Annotated in this window: 21 protein-coding genes; 2 read left to right on the forward strand and 19 right to left on the reverse strand. The window is 67.4% G+C overall.

Annotated elements, in window-relative coordinates:
* Positions 1-8: 8 nt before the first annotated feature.
* The 5 genes from miaA to ACFVVC_RS12805 form a co-directional block, all read right to left on the reverse strand.
* Positions 9-905 carry a tRNA (adenosine(37)-N6)-dimethylallyltransferase MiaA gene (gene miaA / locus ACFVVC_RS12785; RefSeq protein WP_387453592.1) on the reverse strand — a complete coding sequence of 299 codons (897 nt, stop codon included), beginning with the start codon at positions 903-905 and terminating at the stop codon, positions 9-11.
* Between the two features lie 3 nt (positions 906-908).
* Complete coding sequence (gene miaB / locus ACFVVC_RS12790; RefSeq protein WP_387453595.1) at positions 909-2,465, reverse strand: tRNA (N6-isopentenyl adenosine(37)-C2)-methylthiotransferase MiaB; 1,557 nt, start codon at positions 2,463-2,465, stop codon at positions 909-911.
* A gap of 3 nt (positions 2,466-2,468) precedes the next feature.
* Positions 2,469-3,002: a regulatory protein RecX gene (locus ACFVVC_RS12795; protein WP_387454120.1), complete on the reverse strand. Its 534-nt coding sequence runs from the start codon at positions 3,000-3,002 to the stop codon at positions 2,469-2,471.
* Between the two features lie 126 nt (positions 3,003-3,128).
* A complete protein-coding gene (recA, locus tag ACFVVC_RS12800) occupies positions 3,129-4,184 on the reverse strand; it encodes a recombinase RecA (protein ID WP_026265110.1) in 1,056 nt (351 codons plus the stop codon).
* A gap of 251 nt (positions 4,185-4,435) precedes the next feature.
* Entirely contained in the window at positions 4,436-4,660 is a 225-nt protein-coding gene (locus ACFVVC_RS12805) for a DUF3046 domain-containing protein (RefSeq protein ID WP_387453598.1), read from the reverse strand.
* A 41-nt stretch (positions 4,661-4,701) separates the two neighbouring features.
* On the opposite strand from ACFVVC_RS12805, the gene ACFVVC_RS12810 reads away from it, so the two are divergent.
* Entirely contained in the window at positions 4,702-5,232 is a 531-nt protein-coding gene (locus ACFVVC_RS12810; RefSeq protein WP_387453601.1) for a MarR family winged helix-turn-helix transcriptional regulator, read from the forward strand.
* Between the two features lie 76 nt (positions 5,233-5,308).
* Here ACFVVC_RS12810 and ACFVVC_RS12815 read toward each other — a convergent pair whose 3' ends face one another.
* The 7 genes from ACFVVC_RS12815 to ACFVVC_RS12845 all read right to left on the reverse strand — a co-directional run bounded on the left by ACFVVC_RS12815 (position 5,309) and on the right by ACFVVC_RS12845 (position 13,241).
* Positions 5,309-5,761, reverse strand: coding sequence for a helix-turn-helix domain-containing protein (locus ACFVVC_RS12815; RefSeq protein ID WP_018763632.1), 453 nt, complete (start codon positions 5,759-5,761; stop codon positions 5,309-5,311).
* A 165-nt stretch (positions 5,762-5,926) separates the two neighbouring features.
* Complete coding sequence (locus ACFVVC_RS12820) at positions 5,927-6,406, reverse strand: CinA family protein (protein ID WP_387453605.1); 480 nt, start codon at positions 6,404-6,406, stop codon at positions 5,927-5,929.
* Complete coding sequence (gene pgsA / locus ACFVVC_RS12825) at positions 6,403-7,041, reverse strand: CDP-diacylglycerol--glycerol-3-phosphate 3-phosphatidyltransferase (RefSeq protein ID WP_387453608.1); 639 nt, start codon at positions 7,039-7,041, stop codon at positions 6,403-6,405. The genes ACFVVC_RS12820 and pgsA overlap by 4 nt, the downstream gene beginning before the upstream one ends.
* A gap of 46 nt (positions 7,042-7,087) precedes the next feature.
* On the reverse strand, positions 7,088-9,973 hold the full coding sequence (locus tag ACFVVC_RS12830; protein WP_387453611.1) for a DNA translocase FtsK: 2,886 nt from the start codon (positions 9,971-9,973) through the stop codon (positions 7,088-7,090).
* A 188-nt stretch (positions 9,974-10,161) separates the two neighbouring features.
* Positions 10,162-11,853 (reverse strand): ribonuclease J, encoded by a 1,692-nt coding sequence (locus tag ACFVVC_RS12835; protein ID WP_387453614.1) that lies wholly within the window; start codon positions 11,851-11,853, stop codon positions 10,162-10,164.
* 40 nt (positions 11,854-11,893) lie between these two features.
* Complete coding sequence (dapA, locus tag ACFVVC_RS12840) at positions 11,894-12,802, reverse strand: 4-hydroxy-tetrahydrodipicolinate synthase (protein WP_387453617.1); 909 nt, start codon at positions 12,800-12,802, stop codon at positions 11,894-11,896.
* Positions 12,803-12,860: 58 nt separating this feature from the next.
* A complete protein-coding gene (locus ACFVVC_RS12845) occupies positions 12,861-13,241 on the reverse strand; it encodes a hypothetical protein (RefSeq protein ID WP_387453619.1) in 381 nt (126 codons plus the stop codon).
* Positions 13,242-13,375: 134 nt separating this feature from the next.
* On the opposite strand from ACFVVC_RS12845, the gene ACFVVC_RS12850 reads away from it, so the two are divergent.
* Positions 13,376-14,626: a heparan-alpha-glucosaminide N-acetyltransferase domain-containing protein gene (locus tag ACFVVC_RS12850; RefSeq protein WP_387453622.1), complete on the forward strand. Its 1,251-nt coding sequence runs from the start codon at positions 13,376-13,378 to the stop codon at positions 14,624-14,626.
* Here ACFVVC_RS12850 and ACFVVC_RS12855 read toward each other — a convergent pair.
* The 7 genes from ACFVVC_RS12855 to glp all read right to left on the reverse strand — a co-directional run bounded on the left by ACFVVC_RS12855 (position 14,607) and on the right by glp (position 19,858).
* The gene (locus ACFVVC_RS12855; RefSeq protein ID WP_387453625.1) at positions 14,607-15,446 is read right to left on the reverse strand and encodes a TM2 domain-containing protein; all 840 of its coding nucleotides are present in this window, start codon (positions 15,444-15,446) and stop codon (positions 14,607-14,609) included. The genes ACFVVC_RS12850 and ACFVVC_RS12855 overlap by 20 nt on opposite strands.
* A gap of 310 nt (positions 15,447-15,756) precedes the next feature.
* Positions 15,757-16,230: a hypothetical protein gene (locus ACFVVC_RS12860; RefSeq protein ID WP_387453628.1), complete on the reverse strand. Its 474-nt coding sequence runs from the start codon at positions 16,228-16,230 to the stop codon at positions 15,757-15,759.
* Between the two features lie 2 nt (positions 16,231-16,232).
* On the reverse strand, positions 16,233-17,003 hold the full coding sequence (gene dapB, locus ACFVVC_RS12865; protein WP_387453631.1) for a 4-hydroxy-tetrahydrodipicolinate reductase: 771 nt from the start codon (positions 17,001-17,003) through the stop codon (positions 16,233-16,235).
* Positions 17,004-17,120: 117 nt separating this feature from the next.
* Positions 17,121-17,597, reverse strand: a complete 477-nt coding sequence (locus ACFVVC_RS12870) for a molybdenum cofactor biosynthesis protein MoaE (RefSeq protein WP_387453634.1) — start codon at positions 17,595-17,597, stop codon at positions 17,121-17,123.
* On the reverse strand, positions 17,587-18,117 hold the full coding sequence (locus ACFVVC_RS12875; RefSeq protein WP_387453637.1) for a MogA/MoaB family molybdenum cofactor biosynthesis protein: 531 nt from the start codon (positions 18,115-18,117) through the stop codon (positions 17,587-17,589). The genes ACFVVC_RS12870 and ACFVVC_RS12875 overlap by 11 nt, the downstream gene beginning before the upstream one ends.
* Positions 18,114-18,605, reverse strand: a complete 492-nt coding sequence (gene moaC / locus ACFVVC_RS12880) for a cyclic pyranopterin monophosphate synthase MoaC (protein WP_387453640.1) — start codon at positions 18,603-18,605, stop codon at positions 18,114-18,116. The genes ACFVVC_RS12875 and moaC overlap by 4 nt, the downstream gene beginning before the upstream one ends.
* Positions 18,593-19,858, reverse strand: coding sequence for a gephyrin-like molybdotransferase Glp (gene glp / locus ACFVVC_RS12885; RefSeq protein WP_387453643.1), 1,266 nt, complete (start codon positions 19,856-19,858; stop codon positions 18,593-18,595). The genes moaC and glp overlap by 13 nt, the downstream gene beginning before the upstream one ends.
* Positions 19,859-19,869: the final 11 nt, after the last annotated feature.

Genomic DNA, 19,869 nt, shown 5'->3' on the forward strand with positions numbered 1-19,869 from the left:
AACCGCGGTTACCTGCAGAGCAGCGCAGCCTTGCCGGCTAGTTCCGGATCCTGCCAGTCCAGCCACTTGATGCGGGGGTCGGCGCGGAACCATGTGAGCTGGCGGCGGGCAAAATGCCGGGTGGCAACAATGGTTTCCTCCGCAGCGTCCGCCACGGTTGAGGCGCCGTCGAGGACCCGCAGGAACTGTGAATAGCCGAGGGCCCGGGAGGCTGTCTTCCCGGTCCGCAGGCCTTGGGCGTCAAGCGTCCCGACTTCTGCCAGCAGCCCGGCGTCCACCATCCGGTGCACCCTGGCTGCCAGGCGCTCCCGCAGGACATCACGGTCCACGTCCAGTCCCACCTGGACGGCCGGCTGGTTGTACTCCCGGCGGGGCATGAAGGAGCTGAAAGGCCGTCCGGTGAGTTCGTGGACTTCCAGGGCGCGGATGATCCGCCGGGCATCAGAGAGCCGCTCCGCGGACACAGGATCCACGGAGCGGAGCCTTGCCAGGAGTTCTGCCGTCCCGCGTTCCGCGTGTTCGGCTTCAAGCCGCGCGCGCAACGATGCGTCCGTGCCGGGAAACTCCAGTACGTCCAGGGCGGCCCGTACGTAGAGCCCCGAGCCGCCGGCGAGGATGGCCCTCTTGCCGCGGGCATGGACAGCCGCTATCACGTTGCGGGCCTGCTCCTGGAACGTGGAGACGCTCGCCTCCTGCGTGACGTCCATGATGTCCAGGAGGTGGTGTGGCACGCCCTTGCGCTCGGCGACGGAGATCTTCGCGGTGCCGATGTCCATGCCCCGATAGAACTGCATGGCGTCGGCATTGATGACCTCGCCGTCCAGTTCCAGGGCAAGGTTGACGGCAAGATCCGATTTGCCGGAGCCGGTGGGACCGACGACGGCGATGACGGGCGGGGCGACCACCGGTCAGCGGGTGCGCAGCGGCAGCGAAGGCATGCCCAGCGAGACACCCTTTTGTCCAGCCCCGCTCCCCGGCACCGGCGCGCCGCAGGAATCCGCCTGCGACCGGTCCCAGGCGTCACCGGCGCGCGACCTGCGCAGGCTGTACTCCTCGGGGGTGGGGTCAGCCACCAGGTGGAAGGCAGCGGCTTCGGTGATGGTGACGGTCACGAGGTCGCCCGGCCTGGGGGCCGGCGCGCCTTCAGGGACCGAGAAATGTACCAGCCTCTGGTCCCTGGACCGGCCGGAGAGCCGGTGCGTCTCCTCGGACTTGCGGCCCGACTGCGCGGTGACCATGACCTCCAGCCGGCGGCCGAGCTGCTTCCGGTTTTCCTCCGCGGCGATCCTGTCCTGCAGCGCGGTGAGCCGTTCGAACCTTTCCTGGACCACGGCCTTGGGCAGTTGGTCCGGCAGGTCCGCGGCAGGTGTCCCTGGACGCTTGGAGTACTGGAAGGTGAAGGCGGTGGCAAAGCGCGACTTCTCGACGACGTCGAGCGTGGCCTGGAAGTCCTCTTCTGTCTCGCCGGGGAAGCCGACGATGATGTCGGTGGAGATGGCGGCGTCCGGGATCCTGTCCCGGACCTTGTCCAGGATGCCGAGGAACTTGGTGGACCGGTAGGACCGCTTCATGGCCTTCAGGATGCTGTCCGAGCCGGACTGCAGCGGCATGTGCAGCTGGGGCATGACATTGGGTGTTTCCGCCATGGCCTCGATGACGTCATCGGTAAATGCCGCCGGATGGGGGCTGGTGAAACGTACCCGTTCCAGTCCTTCGATTTCGCCGCAGGCGCGGAGGAGCTTGGAGAAGGCCTGGCGGTCGCCGAATTCCACCCCGTAGGAGTTGACGTTCTGGCCAAGCAACGTGACTTCGATGGCGCCGTCGTCCACGAGGGCCTGGATTTCAGCGAGGATCTCGCCGGGCCGGCGGTCCTTTTCCTTGCCCCGCAGGGCCGGCACGATGCAGAACGTGCAGGTGTTGTTGCAGCCGACGGAGATGGACACCCAGCCGGAGTACACGGAGTCGCGCTTGGTAGGCAACGTGGACGGGAACACGTCCAAGGACTCCAGGATCTCCAGCTGTGCTTCGTCGTTATGCCGGGCCCGGTCGAGCAGGGCCGGAAGCGCACCAACGTTGTGGGTGCCAAAGACGGCGTCCACCCATGGCGCCTTCTTGAGGATGGTTTCCCGGTCCTTCTGGGCCAGGCATCCGCCCACCGCGATCTGCATCCCGGGGTTCGCCGCCTTGACGGGCGCCAGGATACCGAGGTTTCCGTAGAGCTTGTTGTCAGCGTTCTCGCGCACCGCGCAGGTGTTGAACACCACGACGTCGGCGTGCTCGCCTTCCGCGGGAACGTACCCTGCGTCCTCAAGAAGGCCCGCCATCCGCTCCGAGTCGTGGACGTTCATCTGGCACCCGAACGTCCGAACCTGGTAGGTACGCGGCCGGGCTCCGGGCTGCGGACCCGTCCCGGGTTCAGGGGAAGGGGTGGTGCCGGAATGGGGGGAAGGAATGGTCAAACTCACCAGTTAAGGGTACCGGCTCTGGAGCGGGTCACCGTCGGGATCCTGGACGGAACCGAGCACCTCATTGACGATCCTGAACGCATGCGCGGGCTGGTAGCCCTTTCGCGCCAGCATGGACGCCAGCCGGCGCACTGCTTTATCCCGTTCGGCCGGGTCCGACAGGCTTGTTCCGGGCCGCAACTTGCGCTCCACCAAGGACCTGGCGGCCGCTTCCTCGTCGGCGTCCGTCACTTGCTCCAGGGCCGCGGCGGCGGTGTCGGGGTCGATGCCCTTCTCCGACAGCTCGCGCCGGAGGGCACCCCTGGCGAGCTTGCGGGACTGGGATCGACTCCTGACCCACATGTCGGCAAATTCGGCGTCATCGATCAGGCGGACTTCCTGGAATTTGTCCAGGACTTCCTCTGCCACGTGTTCCGGGATGTTCCGTTCGGCCAGTTTCCGGGCAAGCTGCAGCCGGCTCTTCGGCGAGGCCGTCAGTTGCCTGTACACGATGGCTTTGGCCACCCCGGCAGGATCCGGTTCGGCGTCCTCGGCCATGGGGTCTTCGGGCACGGCAGACCGCTCCGTTGCCCCACTGGCGGGGTTGGCGGAGCGGCGCCGCCGGGAACCGGATTCGGGTGACCGGGCTTCAGGAGGCTTCGCCTCGGGAGACCAGGTCAAGGGCTAAAACCCGTCGACGGCTTTGAGCTTGGGCGTGTCCTTGGACTCGTCCTCCGCCGGCTTCACGCCCACACCGAGTTTCTCCTTGATGAGGCGCTCCAGTTCGGCGGCAAGCTCGGGGTTGTCGCGGAGGAACCGGCGCGAGTTCTCCATGCCCTGGCCCAGCTGGTCGCCGTCGTACGTGAACCAGGAGCCTGACTTCTTGATGATGCCGTGCTCGACGCCCATGTCGATGATGCCGCCTTCGCGGGAGATGCCCTGGCCGTAGATGATGTCGAACTCGGCCACCTTGAAGGGCGGAGCCATCTTGTTCTTCACGATCTTGGCCTTGGTCCGGTTGCCGACCGAATCAGCGCCTTCCTTCAGGGTCTGGATGCGCCGGACGTCGATGCGGACCGACGCGTAGAACTTCAGCGCCTTACCACCGGTGGTGGTTTCGGGGGAACCGAAGAACACACCGATCTTTTCACGGAGCTGGTTGATGAAGATGGCGGTGGTCTTGGTCTGGCTCAGGCGGCCGGTGATTTTACGCAGTGCCTGGCTCATGAGCCGTGCCTGGAGGCCGACGTGGCTGTCGCCCATGTCGCCTTCGATTTCAGCGCGCGGAACCAGTGCGGCCACGGAGTCGATGACGACGATGTCCAGCGAGCCGGAGCCCACCAGCATGTCCATGATTTCCAGGGCCTGTTCACCGGTGTCCGGCTGCGAGACCAGCAGGGCGTCCGTATCCACGCCGAGCTTTGCGGCGTAGTCCGGGTCCAGGGCATGCTCGGCGTCGATGAAGGCCGCGATGCCGCCCAGCCGCTGGGCGTTGGCCACGGCGTGCAGTGCCACGGTGGTCTTACCGGACGATTCCGGCCCGTAGATCTCCACCACACGGCCACGGGGCAGCCCGCCAATGCCGAGGGCGACGTCCAGGGCGATGGACCCGGTGGGAATGACTTCGATGGGGGCACGGACTTCGTCGCCCAGGCGCATCACCGAGCCCTTGCCGAACTGCTTGTCAATCTGGGCAAGTGCTGCTTCCAGCGCTTTTGCACGATCCGGGGCTGCCGCCATGGTTGACACCTCTAATGCTTTCTCGATGGTGGCCTGCGCGGCCGTCTTATTGGTCATCTCTGACGCTAAGGGGACCCACTGACAATCCGGCCTCAGGACATCGGCTATGTGGATAAACCCAATAGAAAAAGCATAGCGTTATCCGAACAGGTATTCGAAGAGGAAGGTCCCGCGGCGTGTCCGGCAACGGTTCCCGGACCGGTCGGTGGGACAGGCCCCGCCAGCCGGCGGACGGGCCAGGCCCGCAGGAATCAGTCGCGGCGGGGGGCTATGTCCCGGCCGAGCCGGCGCTCAGCCGGCACGTCCTGGAGGTCGCAGAGTGCAAGCCATACCTTGCGCGGCTCCACCCCGGCAGCCAGTGCCTGGTCGGCGGTACGCCCGCCAACCCCGGACAGGACCAGGGTACTGCTCAGCACGCGGGAGTAGCCCGCACCGAACTCGTCGTCCATGAGCCGCCAGTAGTCGCTGATTCGCATCGGTAAATCCTCTCATGATCGGGGACCCTAGAATTGTTGCCATGAGCAACTCCCCCGATGGCACGCCGGCTGATGTCGCAACCGAGGCTGCCGCCGACACGGCCCTGCAGAACGTCGAGCACCAGATCAGTCTTTTTTGGCGGCGGGCCCGGGCCATCTCGAACCAGCTTTCACGGGAAGTGCACCCTGACATGGAGCCTGCCGCGTACGGACTGTTGACGGTGATCCGCCGGGAGGGGCCCATCCGGCTGACCGAACTGGCCATGAACATCGGGGTGGGCAAGCCCTCCGTCAGCCGCCAGATCGCGTTCCTCGAAGGCCTGGGGCTGGTTTCCAAGGAAGCCGATCCGCTGGACCGGCGGGCGCAGTCCATTCGACTCACGCCCAAAGGGGAGGAAAAGATGCACCAGGTCCAGGACGCCCGGCGCCAGGTCTTCCAGGAACGGCTGCGGGAATGGCCGGTGGAGGACCTGCAGGAACTGGCCCGCTACATGGCCAAACTGAATTCCACCTACGAGCCCGACGGGTTCCCCAAGGAAGCACCGGGCGCTGCTCCGGCACAGGAGCAATAGCCCCTGGCGCAAGGAAGCCCCCGGCCATGCCGGGGGCTTCCTTGTTCCACGGCCCACCAACGGGTGGGGGCTGCCCCTAACGGGCGCCGGAGAGAAGGCCTGTGGAGAGTTCGTCGTTCAGTTCAGCGTTGAGGTCGCGTTCCAGGTCACGGCCGTAACGCTGGGAGAATTCCTGCGGAACGGTGTCCGGAACTGCAACGCCCTCGGCTACCGCCACCCGGTCGCTGACCTCGCGCAGCATGCTGGACAACGGTACGTCCAGGGCGGAGCAAATTGAGGACAGGAGCTCTGACGAGGCTTCCTTCTGGCCGCGCTCCACTTCGCTGAGGTACCCCAGGGAAACGCGGGCGCTGTGCGAAACTTCACGGAGCGTGCGCCCCTGACGCTGGCGGACATCGCGCAGCACATCACCGATTTCGTGACGAAGTACCACCATCTTGCGCTCCTTCTGTTCGCTCTTAGCCTGTTCGGCGAGGCCCACATCCTTCCAGCGGACAACGCCGTTTACGGATACGGGCTGCTTTACCATCTGTATCGCCTTGCTCCCTCATTGGTCAGGTCCGCCGAAAGGCGGACCGTCTGGTCGTTTCATCCTAGGCGCCTCCGCTCTCCGGAAGCGACACAATGTAATAACTAATCGGTACCGGCTTTTGTTCCCGGCAACTTTACGTGCGGTAACTTAAGCGGGCAAGCGTCAGGCGGAGAGAGCCTCGAGGAGCCTTTCAAGGGCCGCCGCACACGCCTCGGCGCGGATGTCGGGCCTGCTGCCCGTGAAGGAGTATTCAAATGCCTCGGTACCGGAGGCGGTGGCGATCCCCACATAGACCCGCCCGACAGGTTTGCCGTCGTGCGCCTCAGGGCCGGCCACTCCGGTGGTGGAAACCCCGAGGTGCGCGCCGAGGACATCGCGGGCTCCTGCCGCCATGGCGCGTGCGACGTCCGGGTCGACGGAGCCAACGCGGGCCAGGAGCTCGGCAGGGACCTGGAGCACGCCTTCCTTGACCGAGTTCTGGTAGGCCACGACGCCGCCCTGGAGCATGCCGGAGGCGCCGGGCGTATCGGCGAGCACGGCGGAGACCATTCCGGCGGTCAGGGACTCTGCGGTGGCAACGGTCAGTCCGGCGTCCAGTGCCTGCCGCACGGCTTGGCCGGCAAGTTGGTGGAGGTTGCTCACGGTTCCTGTCCTTTCGCCGTTGCTGCCCGCCGTCCCTTCGCGCGGAGGCGCAGGGCTTCGATGACATACTCGACGCCTGTCCACACGGTGATCGCGACCGCCGCCATCATGACGGCGAAAGCCACCCACACCAGCCACGGCGCAAAGGCCCCGAAGGGCAGCAAATACAGGAAGATCGCTGCGGTCTGCACGACGGTCTTGAGCTTGCCGCCGCGGGAAGCGGGAATGACTCCATAGCGGATGACGAAGAAGCGCAGGGCCGTGATCCCCCATTCCCGGACCAGGATCACCAGCGTTGCCCACCACGGCAGTTCACCCAGCAGGGAAAGCATCACCAGGGCGGATCCGATGAGCAGCTTGTCAGCGATGGGGTCGGCGATCTTGCCGAAATCGGTGACAAGGTTCCGGCTCCTGGCGATGTCGCCGTCGAGCTTGTCCGTGTAGATGGCGACGGCGAACGCCGCCACCGCGGCCCAGCGCCACGGTCCCGAGGTGCTGTGCAGGCCGGGGGCATCCGCCACGAGGAACCACACGAAGAACGGGACCAGCGCGATGCGGATCATGGTCAGGACATTGGGAAGGTTCCAGACCCCGGCACGGCGGGGGCCGGCGGCGGTGGCATCGGTGCTAGTCACGTTCCTAGGCTACCTTCCCGGGGCTGCCGCAACGCCGGCCTGGCCCCTACCGTCCGGTGAGCGACCAGGCGTCCTCGGAGCCGTCGTCGTCAGCGCCGTACCCGCCGGGGGCGGAATCGGAGCCGTCGTAGTACTCGACGTTCTGCTTTCTTTTGTCGAGGTCGGCGGCCACCAGGTCCTCAGCGTAGCCGCCCTGGGCGATGTTGGCGTTGGCGTTCTCGCTCAGGGCTGCAGTTTGCGAGTCCGCGACAGCGGGTGCTTCCTGGCCCTTCATCGCTGCCAGCACCGCGGCGAGGTCGTCCGGCTTGACCAGGACGTCGCGGGCCTTGGAGCCTTCGGAGGGGCCCACCACTCCCCTGGATTCGAGGAGGTCCATGAGCCGGCCGGCCTTGGCGAAGCCGACGCGGAGCTTTCGCTGCAGCATCGAGGTGGAGCCGAACTGCGTGGTGACCACCAGTTCCGTGGCCTGCAGCAGCACCTCCAGGTCGTCTCCGATGTCGTCGTCGATCTGCTTCTTTTCCGCCTCTGGGGCAACGTCATCACGGTAGACGGCCTGGAGCTGTCCCTTGACGTGCTCCACCACCTTGTGGATCTCCGACTCGGTGACCCAGGCGCCCTGGACGCGCATCGCTTTGGAAGCGCCCATGGGCAGGAACAGCGCGTCGCCCTGGCCGATCAGTTTTTCGGCGCCCGGTTGGTCCAGGACCACGCGGGAGTCGGTAACGGAGGACGTGGCGAAGGCCATGCGGGAAGGCACGTTGGCCTTGATGAGGCCGGTCACTACGTCCACGGAGGGGCGCTGGGTGGCCAGGACCAGGTGGATGCCGGCGGCACGGGCCAGCTGGGTGATGCGGACAATGGAGTCTTCGACATCGCGCGGGGCCACCATCATGAGGTCCGCGAGCTCGTCCACGATCACCAGCAGGTACGGGTACGGGCGGATGACGCGCTTGGAGTCCACCGGAGGGTGGACCTTGCCGGCGCGGACGGCCTTGTTGAAGTCGTCAATGTGCTTGAAGCCGTAGTTGGCGAGGTCGTCGTAGCGGGCGTCCATCTCGCGGACCACCCACTGCAGAGCCTCGGCGGCCTTCTTCGGATTGGTGATGATCGGCGTGATGAGGTGCGGGACGCCCTCGTAGGCGGTCAGCTCCACGCGCTTCGGGTCCACCATGACCATGCGGACTTCGTCCGGGGTGGCGCGCATCAGGATGGAAGTGATCATTGAGTTCACGAACGAGGACTTACCGGCACCGGTGGCGCCGGCCACGAGCAGGTGCGGCATCTTGGCGAGGTTGGCCACTACGTAGCCGCCCTCGACGTCCTTGCCGACGCCCATGACCATCGGGTGGTCCGTGCGGCGGGCGTTCTGGCTGCGGAGCACATCGCCCAGGGAGACCGTCTCGCGGTCCGTGTTGGGGATCTCGATGCCGATCGCGGACTTGCCCGGGATGGGGCTGAGGATCCGCACGTCGCTGGACGCCACGGCATAGGAGATGTTCTTGGACAGCGCGGTGACGCGTTCCACCTTGGTGCCGGGCGAGAGCTCGATCTCGTACCGGGTGACGGTGGGGCCGCGGCTGAAGCCGGTCACGGTGGCATCGACGTTGAACTGCGTCAGGGTGTCGGTCAGGGCGGCGACGACGGCGTCATTGGCCTCGGTGCGTTCCTTCGGGATGGACCCTGGAGTCAGGTAGTCCGAGGCAGGGAGCGTGTAGGTGACGTCCCCGGCGAGGGAGAGTTGCTCGGTCCGCTGCGGGATGGGCACCGGTGGCGGAGCTGGCGCTACAGGGTTCGAGGGCACCGTGGGTGCGGCGCCCGGTTTCCCGGGAGCCGCGGCGCCGGGAATGACCAGCGGGATGGCTTCGGTGGCATTCTCGGCCGGAGGCGCCGCGCCGGCGCCCAGGCCCTGCGCCGCCTTGATTTTTTCGACGGCGATCTCCGCCTGGGTGGGGCGCCGGACGCCCGGTGCGGGCCGCGCGGGCTCCGGCTCGTCGTCGTCGATGACCGCATGTTCGAAGGCTTCGTCGCCCACGTAGCCTTCCAGGCCGGCGTCGGACTCCTGGTCCTTGCCGAACAGCCTGCGCTTCTTCTTTTTGGGCGCCGCGGGGGCTGTCCGTTCGAGGTAGCTGCGGTCGTGGATGTCGCCAGGTTCCTGGTCCATCAGGTCGATGCCCATGAGGTGCTCGTAGGCGCCTCGGAGCCGCCGCGGGATGGCGGTGAACGGGGTGGCCGTGATGATCAACAGCGAAACGAAAGCCAGCAGCCCGTAGAGCGCCACCGGTACGGCGGGATGGATGGCGGCCAAGGGGGTGGCGGCCAGGAATCCGAGCATGCCGCCGGCTTTGCGGAGGCCGTCGAAGCCATCGGCGACCGTGGGCTGGCCCCCGAGGATATGGGCCAGCCCGCAGCCGGCGAAGGTCATAATGAGGAAGCCGATGCCCACCCGGTTGTTACCCCGGCCGTCCGATGGGCGCCTGAACAGGCGGAACGCGCAGACGAAGAGCATGAGCGGAAGCAGCAGGGAGAGCCAGCCGAAGGTTCCGTTGACCACGGCGTAGACGGCGTCCGGGAACCAGCCCGTCAGGCCCCACCAGGCGAACGTGGCAATGAACACACCCAGGGCCAGGTTGAACAGCGCGGCACCGTCGCGGCGTTCCTCGGCGGGGAGGTCGCTGACGTCATGGCCGATCCGGCGTACTCCCCCGCCCACGAGGTGCCCGACTCCGAGCCACGCCCCGCCCACCACGCGCAGGAGCCAGGGCTGGTGGTGTTCGACGGCGGGAAGCTGGCGGGTGCGTGCGGTGCTGGTTGAGCCGCCGCGCCCGGTTTTGCCGGCGGTGGAGCCGGTTCCGCGGCCTGTGGAGCTGCCGGCTTTGCTGCCGGAAGTGCCCCTGCCGGTACCTTTGGGCGCGGAAGTAGTACGTGTGGCCATAGTAGCCACGGTACCGGAAGCATGCTGTGATTCCGGGGATATCGGGGCTGCCGGGCCGCCCGCCGGGGCTCCCGGACGCACCTGGCAGGACGCGCGAAAAGGCCCGGTCCACCAGGAACCGGGCCTTTTCGGATCTGCAGGAAAGTTGTCCGCGCAGGTCAGTCGCGCAGACGGCTGCGCTGGTGCACTCAGGCTTCGAGGACCACGGGGATGATCATGGGCTTGCGGCGCAGCTTGCGGTTGACCCAGGTGCCCACGACGCGGCGCACCACCTGCTGGAGCTGGTGGCTGGTGTGGTCGGCATTGTTCTGGACTGCTTCCTCCAGGGCCGCGTTGATCTTGGGGATGATGTCGTCAAAGACGGAATCGTCCTCGGCGACGCCGCGGGCGTGGATCTCCGGACCGGATACCACCTTGCCGGTGGCGCGGTGGATGACCGTGATGATGGAGATGAACCCTTCATCACCCAGGATGCGGCGGTCCTTCAGGTCGGCGTCGGTGATCTCGCCCACGCTGGAGCCGTCAACGTAGACGAAGCCCACCTCGACCTGGCCCACGATGTCTGCCTGGTGGTCGCGGAGGTCGATGACCGTCCCGTTGTCGGCAAGGATGACGCTCGCCTCGGGCACGCCGGACTCGATGGCGATCTTGCCGTTGGCAATGAGGTGCCGGGTTTCGCCGTGCACGGGCATGGCGTTCAAGGGCTCAAGGATGTTGTAGCAGTACAGGAGCTCACCTGCGGCTGCGTGGCCGGAGACGTGGACCTTCGCGTTGCCCTTGTGGATGACGTCGGCACCGAGCTTCAGGAGGCCGTTGATGATGCGGAACACGGCATTCTCGTTGCCGGGGATGAGGCTGGAGGCCAGGATGACGGTGTCGCCGTCGCCCACCACCACACGGTGGTCGCCGTTGGCCATCCTGGACAGGGCGGCCATGGGCTCGCCCTGGGAACCGGTGGACATCAGCACCACGCGGTTGTCCGGCAGGTTGTCGATGTTCTTGATGTCGACGATGAGCCCGGCGGGAACGTCCAGGTAGCCAAGCTTTTCCGCGATGGCCATGTTGCGGACCATGGACCGGCCCACGAAGGCCACCTTGCGGTTGTGCTTGGCCGCTGCGTCGAGGACTTGCTGCACGCGGTGGACGTGGGAAGAGAAAGACGCCACGATGATGCGCTTGGTGGCCTGGCCGAAGAGGCGCTCCAGGGTGGGGCCGATTTCCTTCTCGGCCGTGGTGAATCCGGGCACGTCGGCGTTGGTGGAGTCGGACATGAAGAGGTCCACGCCCTCCTCGCCCAGCTTGGCGAAGTGCCGGAGGTCGGTGATCCGGCCGTCCAGCGGCAGCTGGTCCATCTTGAAGTCGCCGGTGTGCAGGACGGTTCCGCCCGCGGTGCGGAGGAAGACGGCCAGGGCGTCCGGGATGGAGTGGTTGACGGCCACGAACTCGCATTCGAAGGGGCCGAACTTCTCCACTTGGCCCTCCTCCACGGTCAGCGTGTAGGGCCGGATGCGGTGCTCCTGCAGCTTGGCCTCGATCAGGGCGAGGGTCAGCTGCGATCCCACCAGGGGGATGTCGTTGCGCAGCCGCAGCAGGTACGGCACAGCGCCGATGTGGTCCTCGTGGCCGTGCGTGAGGATGACGGCCACGACGTCGTCCAGCCGGTCCTCGATGTAGGAGAAGTCAGGCAGGATCAGGTCGACGCCGGGCTGGGTTTCCTCAGGGAAGAGGACACCGCAGTCCACGATCAGCAGCTTGCCGTCGATTTCGAACACGGCCATGTTCCGGCCGATCTCCCCCAGCCCGCCAAGCGGAACGATCCGGAGCGTCCCCTGGGGCAGGCGCGGAGGGGTGACAAGGCCGGTAAGGGCAGTTTGGGTCATAATGCACTACTTTCCAGGCGGAAGGGTGCCGGTCTTAGCCTCAGGAGAAGACCAGCCCCGCTTCCGCCAAATCCCCGCGGATGGTTTCGATCTCGGTTTCGTCCGGCTCCACGAGGGGCAAACGGACAATCGAGTTGGGCAGGACTCCCTGCCATTTAAGAATCTGCTTGGCCGCCACGGCCCCCTGGACGCGGGTCATGGTTGCCCGGACCACCGGCTGGAGCTCGATGTTGATCTTCCGGGCGGTGCCGAGGTCGTTGGCATTGACGGCGTCGATGAGTTCGCGGAAGCGGCGGGTGGCCACGTGCGTGGTGACGCCCACCAGGCCGACGGCGCCCAGCGCCATCCAGGGAAGGATCAGACCGTCGTCGCCGGAGTAGAACAGGAGGTCGGTTTCCGCCATGACGCGGGTTGCCGCAACGAGGTCCGCCTTGGCGTCCTTGACGGCCACAATGTTGGGGTGCTGGGCCAGCCGGATCATGGTGTCGGGCTCGATCGCGATGGAGGACCGGCCCGGAATGTCGTAAAGCATGACGGGAACGTCCACGGCGGAGGCAACGGTTTCGAAGTGGGCCCGGACCCCTGCCTGGCTGGGCTTGTTGTAGTAAGGGGTCACCAGGAGGAGGCCGTCGACGCCGAGGGCTGCCGCCTGCTTGGAAAGGTGGACCGAGTGCGCGGTGTCGTTGGTGCCGGTACCGGCGATGATCGCGGCGCGGCCACCCACGGCGTCCTTCACTGCGCGGAACATGCCGAGGTTCTCTTCGTCCGTCAGGGTGGAGGTCTCACCGGTGGTGCCGGTGACCACCAGCCCGTCACAGCCGTCGTCGACCAGTTTGCTGGCCAGCGCAGCCGCTTGGTCGTAATCCACTGCGCCGTCCTTGGTAAACGGCGTGACCATGGCGGTCAGGAGGGTACCGAGGGCAGGGATGTGCGCGGAAGAATCAGCCATGGAAAAAACGTTACCCTGTCCCCGGCTGGTTAGGACAATGCCACGGGCGTGACGAGCGTCAAACAGCCCGGCTGCCGGGCCGCGGCGCGTCGGTTCCGGCGTGGCAATAACGGCCGACGGCGGCCTGCCGCAAGTCCTCCGCCCAGGCAGCGAGCCGCTGCGCCGCCCGCACGTAATGGAACAGCTCGGTGGGCGTCAGGGCGTCGATATCCGTCTCGGACAGCCGCCGGGCGAGTTCTGCGCCTTCCGGCTGGGCGGCGAGCGTGATGCCCTCCCGCTCCCACTGCAGGTCCTCAGGCGGCCGCCCGGACACCAACTGACGGAACAGATAGTCGACCACGCCAGGGCTCATTGCCCTCAGCGGCAGGTTGACGGAGTGGGCGTGTGCCGGCTGCAGGCTTTCCCGCCGGGCGGGTGATCCGGATGATGGCGTGTCCATACCGCCATGTTATTCGAACATATATTCGAACACAAGGGGTTCGCGGCCCGCCGCCCCGGCACGGCCGTCCGCGGACGGGCGCCCTGCACATCGCTTGAGAACCTCACCGCGCGGGCATGTGAGACGATCGGGTCATGACGTCCCGCACCCCGGCCACCCGGTCGCGAAAGGCCCCCGGGCGGAACCAGCCGGGCCGTCTTCGCGGCATAGATGCAGCCCGGGGGCTCGCACTGTTGGGCATGATGGCCACGCACCTGCTGCCAACGTTCGAGTCGAACGCCAACCTCACCCCCACCTGGATCGGCCTCACCTTCTCCGGAAGGGCCGCGGCCCTTTTCGCCGTACTGGCCGGGGTGGGACTTGCCTTGTCTACCGGAAAGCACCAACCCCTGGCCGGTCCCGATCTCGCGAAGGCCCGCCGCGGCGTGGCGCTCCGCGCCATGGTGATTGCCGCCGTCGGACTTACCCTGGGCGGCCTGGAGTTGAACGTGGCAGTCATTTTGGTCCATTACGCCGTGCTGTTCCTGTGCGTGTTGCCTTTCCTGGGCCTGGGCGTCAAGAGCCTGTGCGCCTGGGCCGCAGGCTGGATCCTGGCATCGCCCGTGCTGGCCTACCTGCTCCGCCCCTGGCTCCTTGCCGCCGAGCCGCCCCTGAGGCTGGGCCACAACCCGCGGTGGGAGGACCTGGGGACGCCGGGCCAGCTGCTGGGTGACCTCTTCCTGACCGGCTACTACCCGGTGGTGCAGTGGCTGGCCTACCTGCTGGTGGGCCTGGCCATCGGCCGCCTGGTCCTTGCCAAGGCACTGGTCCCTGTCCTCCTGCTGGTGGGCGGAACGGTGATGGCCGTCCTCGCCAAGGCCATCGGGGTGGCCGCGATCGAGGATTGGGGTGGCCTGGCCGCCCTGGAGAAAGTCGTCAACGCCCCCGGCTACCCGCTGGGCAGCGTATTGCAGGTAAACCTGGCCGGGCTCCCGCAGGACGGCTCCTGGTGGTGGCTGGCCTCTGCTGCACCGCATTCCGGGACCCCCCTTGACCTGCTCCACACCTCGGCGGTGGCCGCAGCCGTTATCGGCGCATGCCTCCTGCTGGGGCGGCTGGCCGAGTGGGTTGACCTGGACCTGCTGCTGCCCCTGCGCGGCGCAGGGGCCATGACACTGACCCTGTACACGGTCCACGTCTGGGTACTGTCGAACTTCTACCTGAAGCCCCTGCCGGCAGGCTGGACCGAGGATGGCATGTACTTCGTGCACGCCGCCGTTGCCATCACTGTCGGCGTGGTGTTTGCCAGGTTGTCGTGGCGTGGCCCGCTGGAATGGCTGGGCCACGCCGCGGGCCAACTCGGCCGCGGCGTGCTGCCGTGGCCTGCTACTGCGGGGTCAAGGTGAAACTGGACACCTGGTCGCCGTAGTCATTGTTGACCACCACCTTGACGGGGCCCTTCTTGACGTCGAAGGCGATGACGCCCTGGCGCGAATCACCGGCGCCCACCTCTTCGGTCTGCAGGCCACCGACTTCCTGGTCCAGGTAGATCAGCTCACCCTCCTTGCCGTCCCCGTCAAAGACGCTGAAGTTCGACGGAGTAACAAAACTGGTACCCGTCACCGTCTCCCAGGACACCTGCACAGCCAGGAATCCGCCGTTCTTCGGCTTCAGGTAGGACATGCCGGGAATCTCTGCGGCGTAGATGGAATCCAGCACCCCGACCCTCACCGTGTTGCCCTCGGACATGGTGACCACGAAGGAGTTCGCGCCCGTGGACGTGCCCGGTGACGGCGCTGGAGCTGTCTGGGACGCCGGGAGGGGCGCCTGGGCCGGGACGTTGAAGCCGTCAACGGCAGCGGCAACCACTGCGATGGAGGCAATAGCCAGCACGATCCCGGTAATGGCGCCCACAAGCCAGACGACGGCGGTGATGATCCAAGCCTTCTTCTTGTTTTCCGGGTAGCCCTCCAGCGGGCGGCCATGGATGTCCCGGGTGTTCCCGGTCAACGTCATGACCAGGTCCACGATGGCCCAGATGCCCAGGCCGCCGGCCGTCAGCAGCTTGGCCACGGCGGAGCCTACCTTGCCGAGGTAGAAGCGGTCCGCGCCGAAAGTGCCCAGGAGCAGGGACAGGAGCCAGGTGGCCACGAAGGACTTGCGCGGCCCGTCGTCGTAGGGAACCTGGGGGTAGGCGTCCGGCCGGTACTCCTCCTGAGGGCTCAATGGGTACGTCCCGCCAAACGGAGAGGGTGCCGGCGGGACCGGGGGCACGGCCGGTCCGCTGTGGGGCGGCTGGGGGTGCCGGGGATGGGGGTACTGGGGCTGGCTCATTGATCGTCCTTCATGCGGGATGGGTGCGGGCAAGCGGGGTTCAAGGGACGACCGTGGCGGAGAACCCGCCAAACCCATCTCCGCCCCCCAAGCCGGAAAGTGTTGCCACACGAACGTACCGCGGGCGGCATGCAGCTGCGATGGGCAGAAATGCCCATCGCAGGAGGCCAGCGGCGCGCGCCGGCCGCTGGAACGGCCGCTGCTAGGACGCCGCGGTGAACAACCGGACGGCGTCGCGCATGGAGGCCCTGGCCCGCTTGCGGTCCCCGGCGGCGTCGTATGCGCAACTCAACCGGAACCAGGAACGCCAGTCGTCGGGTGCCGATTCGGCTTCGGCACGGTATTTTTCGAACTCGGCATCTGCCGCCGCACGGACGATCCGTCCGCCGGGCGTGCGCGGCAGCTCATCAACCGGCAATCCGCCTTCGGCTTCCAGGACCTTGGCCATCTGCTCGGTGCGGGCACCGAACATCAGCTCGCGGATCAGCGCCCATGCGCCCACGACGGGCAGCACCAGGTACGCCGCGCCAATGGCTTTCGCCGTGAGGTTGCTGTCCGCCAGGAGAAGGAGTGAGCGTTGGAAGGACACCACCAGGTAGAAGACCAGCAGCAGCGTCACCGCTCCCACCCAGATCTTGGTGCGGTTCTTCCGGAAACCGCCAACAAGCCCGTTCATGGTCAGAGCCCCAGGTCCAGATAACCGTCCAGGCCGACCGTCAGGCCGGGATGCGCCGCGACCTTCCGGACACCCAGGAGCACTCCGGGCATGAACGAGGCACGGTCGAAGGAGTCGTGCCGGATGGTCAGCTGCTCGCCGGGGCCCCCCAGCAGGACTTCCTGGTGCGCCACCAGCCCCCGGAGCCGGACGCTGTGGACCCGGACGCCATCCACGTCGCAGCCGCGGGCGCCGGCACGTTCGCTGGTGGTGGCATCAGGGCTGGGCGGCACCTGCGCGGCGCTGCGCCCGGCGGCGATCAGCTGGGCGGTCCGGACGGCGGTGCCCGACGGCGCGTCCACCTTGTCCGGGTGGTGCAGCTCGATGATTTCCACGGACTCGAAGTACTGGCCGGCCTTCGCCGCGAAAGCTGAGGCCAGCACGGATCCCAGGGCAAAGTTCGGCGCGATGAGTACGCCGGTTTCCGGGTGCCCGGCCAGCACGGACTCCAGCGCGGACAGGCGGCCGGCGTCCCAGCCGGTGGTGCCCACCACGGCGTGCATGCCGTGGTCGACGGCGAAGCGGACGTTCGCTTCGGTGCTCTCGGGAACAGTGAGGTCCACGACGTACTGCGCGCCGGAGGACGTCAACTGCTCCAGCGAGTCACCCCGCCCCAGGGCTGCGACGAGCTTCATGTCGGGCGCGGCCTCGACGGCTTTTACGGCCTCGGCGCCCATGCGCCCGTTGGCGCCCAGGACGGCTACCAGCTTGGGGGCGGAGTGTTGTTCGATCATGCCATCCAGCCTACCGGCGGGACCGGTTGCCGCAGGAACCGGTCACTGTGCGTTACCTCGCAACGGAGCGGACAACCACGCCGGCCTGGACGAGCCGGTCCGCGGACGCAGCAAGCATCAGCCGTCCGCGCCGACCCATTCGACGGTGCCGTCGGAAAAGAACTGTTCCTTCCAGATGGGAACCTGTTCCTTGATCCGGTCCACCAGTTCCGAGCAAACGGCAAAAGCCTGGCCACGGTGTGCTGCGGAAACCGCGCACACCAGGGCGGGATCGCCGATTTCCAGCATGCCGATCCGGTGCGCCGCCCAGATCCGGACGGGTTGCCGTACGGCGTCGCCGCCTGCGCCTGGCGCAGCGTCCTGCTCGGCAACCAGGCGGGCCACGACGTCGGCCATCACCTGGTGTGCCGTGGGGTGGGCACTGTAGCTGAGCCGCTCGACTGCCCTGCCGGCGTCGTGGTTGCGTACTACGCCGCTGAAGCTGACCACCGCACCCGCGGTGTCGCTCTCCACCGCGGCAATCGCCTGGTCAACAGAGATGGGGTCCGCGCTGAGGACTGCCCGGACCACCTCGAATGCCGCGTCAGTGCCCATGGCCGCCTTCCAGCTGGTCGCAGAGATGCCCGATCACAGGGTCCAGGACGGAGAGCCCGTCCATGACGCCCTTGGGTGAACCGGGCAGGTTCACAATAAAGGTTGCACCGGCAGCGCCGGCGTGGCCCCTGCTCAAGGCGGCCAGCGGGGTTTTGGCGGCGCCGGCCCGCCTGATGGCTTCCATGATGCCCGGGATCTCCCGGTCCAACAGGGGCAGCGTCACCTCCGGAGTCCGGTCGTCCGGGTTCAGGCCGGTCCCGCCGCTGGTGATCACGACGGCGGGGCGCTGGGTCAGGAGCGCCCTGATGGCAGCTCCTACGGGCTCTCCGTCCGGGACCACCATCGGCGGAAAGACATCGAAGCCGTGTTCGGCCAGCCAATCGCTGATCACCGGGCCGGTCTCGTCGTCGTAGATTCCGGCTGCGGCGCGGGTGGAGGCGATCACCACGCCGGCTTTCCGTCCCTGCACGTCGCCATGCCGGTGCGGCTCGGGGGCGCCAAGGGTGTTGGGGTTGGTCACAGCGCCCAGTCTCCGCTCTTGCCGCCGCTCTTGGCCAGCACCTTGATGTCCGTCAGGACAGCGTGCTTGTCCACGGCCTTGATCATGTCGTAAACACTCAGGGCCGCAACGGACGCAGCCGTCAGGGCCTCCATTTCCACGCCGGTGACGCCCCGGGTCTTCACAGTGGAACTGATGGTGACCGTATCGGGACCGAGGTCAAAATCGACCGTGACCTTGGACAGGGGCAACGGGTGGCAAAGCGGAATGAGGTCGGGCGTCTTCTTGGCGGCCATGATGCCGGCCACCCGGGCCACGGCCAGCGCGTCGCCCTTGGGGAGGCCGCCTGCTCCCAGGAGTTCCATGACCCCGGTGGTGGTCCGGACAGTAGCGGTGGCCGTGGCTTCCCTGGTGGTCTCGGCTTTGGCAGAGACGTCCACCATCTGGGCACTGCCGTCCTGGCGCAGGTGCGTCAGGGCGGGGGTCTGTTCTGCGTTCACAGCATCCATACTTCCACCTCATCGCCGGCGCCGAGTTCCGTGACGCCGGCGGGGACGTGGACCAGGACGTTCGAGCCCGCCAGCGCATGCATCAGGTGGGAACTCTCACCACCCTCAAGCCGCACGGCGCCCCCGGGCTGCAAGCTGCCCCGCCGGACCTGGTGCTTGTGGCCGGGGGACGTGAGCGGGTGGGCCAGGCGTGCCCGCAGCGGCAGCCTGGCCGCCGGTGCGCCCAGGAGCCCCGATAGGGCGGGGCGGAGGAACACTTCGAAGGACACCAGGCAGCTGACCGGATTGCCGGGGAACCCGAGGAAGGGGACGTCGTCGAAGGTTCCCAGGCCCTGGGGCCCGCCGGGCTGCATGGCTACGTGCAGGAAATCGACGGGCTGATCCACCATGGCCTGCCGCACCACTTCATAGGCGCCCTTGCTGACCCCGCCGGTGGTGACGATGAGATCGGCACCCTGGCCCCGGGCGCGCAGCAGCGTCCGCAGTTCGTCCGGATTGTCGGTGGCGATACCGGCCCGCCGGACGGAGAGGCCCGCCTGCGTCATGGCGGCTTCGAGGAGGGTCCCGTTGGAATCGTAGATCTTCCCGGGCGGGAGGGGCCGGCCGGGTTCCACCACTTCGTCCCCGGTGGTGACCAGCAAGACTGTGGGCGCCCGATAGACCGGCACCTCGGCCAGGCCCAAGGCGGCAAGCAGGCCCAGCTGGGCCGCCCCCAGGCAGGTCCCGGCCGCCAAGGCCCGCTCCCCCGCCCCGATGTCGCTGCCGGCGGACCGCACATACGTGCCGGGTCCGGTGGCGGGCAGCCTGACGGTGCCACCCCGGGCGGGTTCCAGGAAGTGGTCCGGCACGGCCCGTTCAATGGGTACGACGGCGTCCGCCCCCGCCGGGATCACGGCACCAGTCATAATGGGCGCCGCAGTCCCGGGTTCGAGCGCGGACGGCGTTGATCCGGCGGCTACCGGGGGCATAATTCGGAGGTCCGCGCCGCCGTCGGGAATATCGCCGGAACGGACGGCGTAACCGTCCATCTGCGAATTGGCGAACGGGGGCAGGCTGACGGGCGCGGCCACATCGGCCGCCAGCCCGCGGCCCAGGGCCTGGCCGAGTGGCAGGGTTTCGACGCGTCCTGCCGCGCGGAGCGGCTGCAGGAGTGCTGCGACGGCGGCCGCATGGTCACCGACGGAGCGGGCGTGCTCCCGCGGGTGCCGGGCGTGGCCTTCGGGCGGGTGGCCGTGCGGGGAGGGGCTGGTCATGGGTACGCCTT

The organism is Pseudarthrobacter sp. NPDC058196, from assembly GCF_042882685.1.
In the GTDB taxonomy this organism is placed as follows: Bacteria; Actinomycetota; Actinomycetes; order Actinomycetales; family Micrococcaceae; genus Arthrobacter.

What these genes read in the sequence shown, in the direction of transcription:
- ACFVVC_RS12795 (WP_387454120.1), bottom strand. Translation starts at nt 3,002, where the DNA reads ATGGCCGAGGACGCCGAACCGGATCCTGCCGGGGTGGCCAAAGCCATC.
- recA (WP_026265110.1), bottom strand. Translation starts at nt 4,184, where the DNA reads ATGGCGGCAGCCCCGGATCGTGCAAAAGCGCTGGAAGCAGCACTTGCC.
- ACFVVC_RS12805 (WP_387453598.1), bottom strand. Translation starts at nt 4,660, where the DNA reads ATGCGAATCAGCGACTACTGGCGGCTCATGGACGACGAGTTCGGTGCG.
- ACFVVC_RS12810 (WP_387453601.1), top strand. Translation starts at nt 4,702, where the DNA reads ATGAGCAACTCCCCCGATGGCACGCCGGCTGATGTCGCAACCGAGGCT.
- ACFVVC_RS12815 (WP_018763632.1), bottom strand. Translation starts at nt 5,761, where the DNA reads ATGGTAAAGCAGCCCGTATCCGTAAACGGCGTTGTCCGCTGGAAGGAT.
- ACFVVC_RS12830 (WP_387453611.1), bottom strand. Translation starts at nt 9,973, where the DNA reads ATGGCCACACGTACTACTTCCGCGCCCAAAGGTACCGGCAGGGGCACT.
- ACFVVC_RS12835 (WP_387453614.1), bottom strand. Translation starts at nt 11,853, where the DNA reads ATGACCCAAACTGCCCTTACCGGCCTTGTCACCCCTCCGCGCCTGCCC.
- dapA (WP_387453617.1), bottom strand. Translation starts at nt 12,802, where the DNA reads ATGGCTGATTCTTCCGCGCACATCCCTGCCCTCGGTACCCTCCTGACC.
- ACFVVC_RS12845 (WP_387453619.1), bottom strand. Translation starts at nt 13,241, where the DNA reads ATGGACACGCCATCATCCGGATCACCCGCCCGGCGGGAAAGCCTGCAG.
- ACFVVC_RS12850 (WP_387453622.1), top strand. Translation starts at nt 13,376, where the DNA reads ATGACGTCCCGCACCCCGGCCACCCGGTCGCGAAAGGCCCCCGGGCGG.
- ACFVVC_RS12860 (WP_387453628.1), bottom strand. Translation starts at nt 16,230, where the DNA reads ATGAACGGGCTTGTTGGCGGTTTCCGGAAGAACCGCACCAAGATCTGG.
- dapB (WP_387453631.1), bottom strand. Translation starts at nt 17,003, where the DNA reads ATGATCGAACAACACTCCGCCCCCAAGCTGGTAGCCGTCCTGGGCGCC.
- ACFVVC_RS12870 (WP_387453634.1), bottom strand. Translation starts at nt 17,597, where the DNA reads ATGGGCACTGACGCGGCATTCGAGGTGGTCCGGGCAGTCCTCAGCGCG.
- moaC (WP_387453640.1), bottom strand. Translation starts at nt 18,605, where the DNA reads ATGGATGCTGTGAACGCAGAACAGACCCCCGCCCTGACGCACCTGCGC.
- glp (WP_387453643.1), bottom strand. Translation starts at nt 19,858, where the DNA reads ATGACCAGCCCCTCCCCGCACGGCCACCCGCCCGAAGGCCACGCCCGG.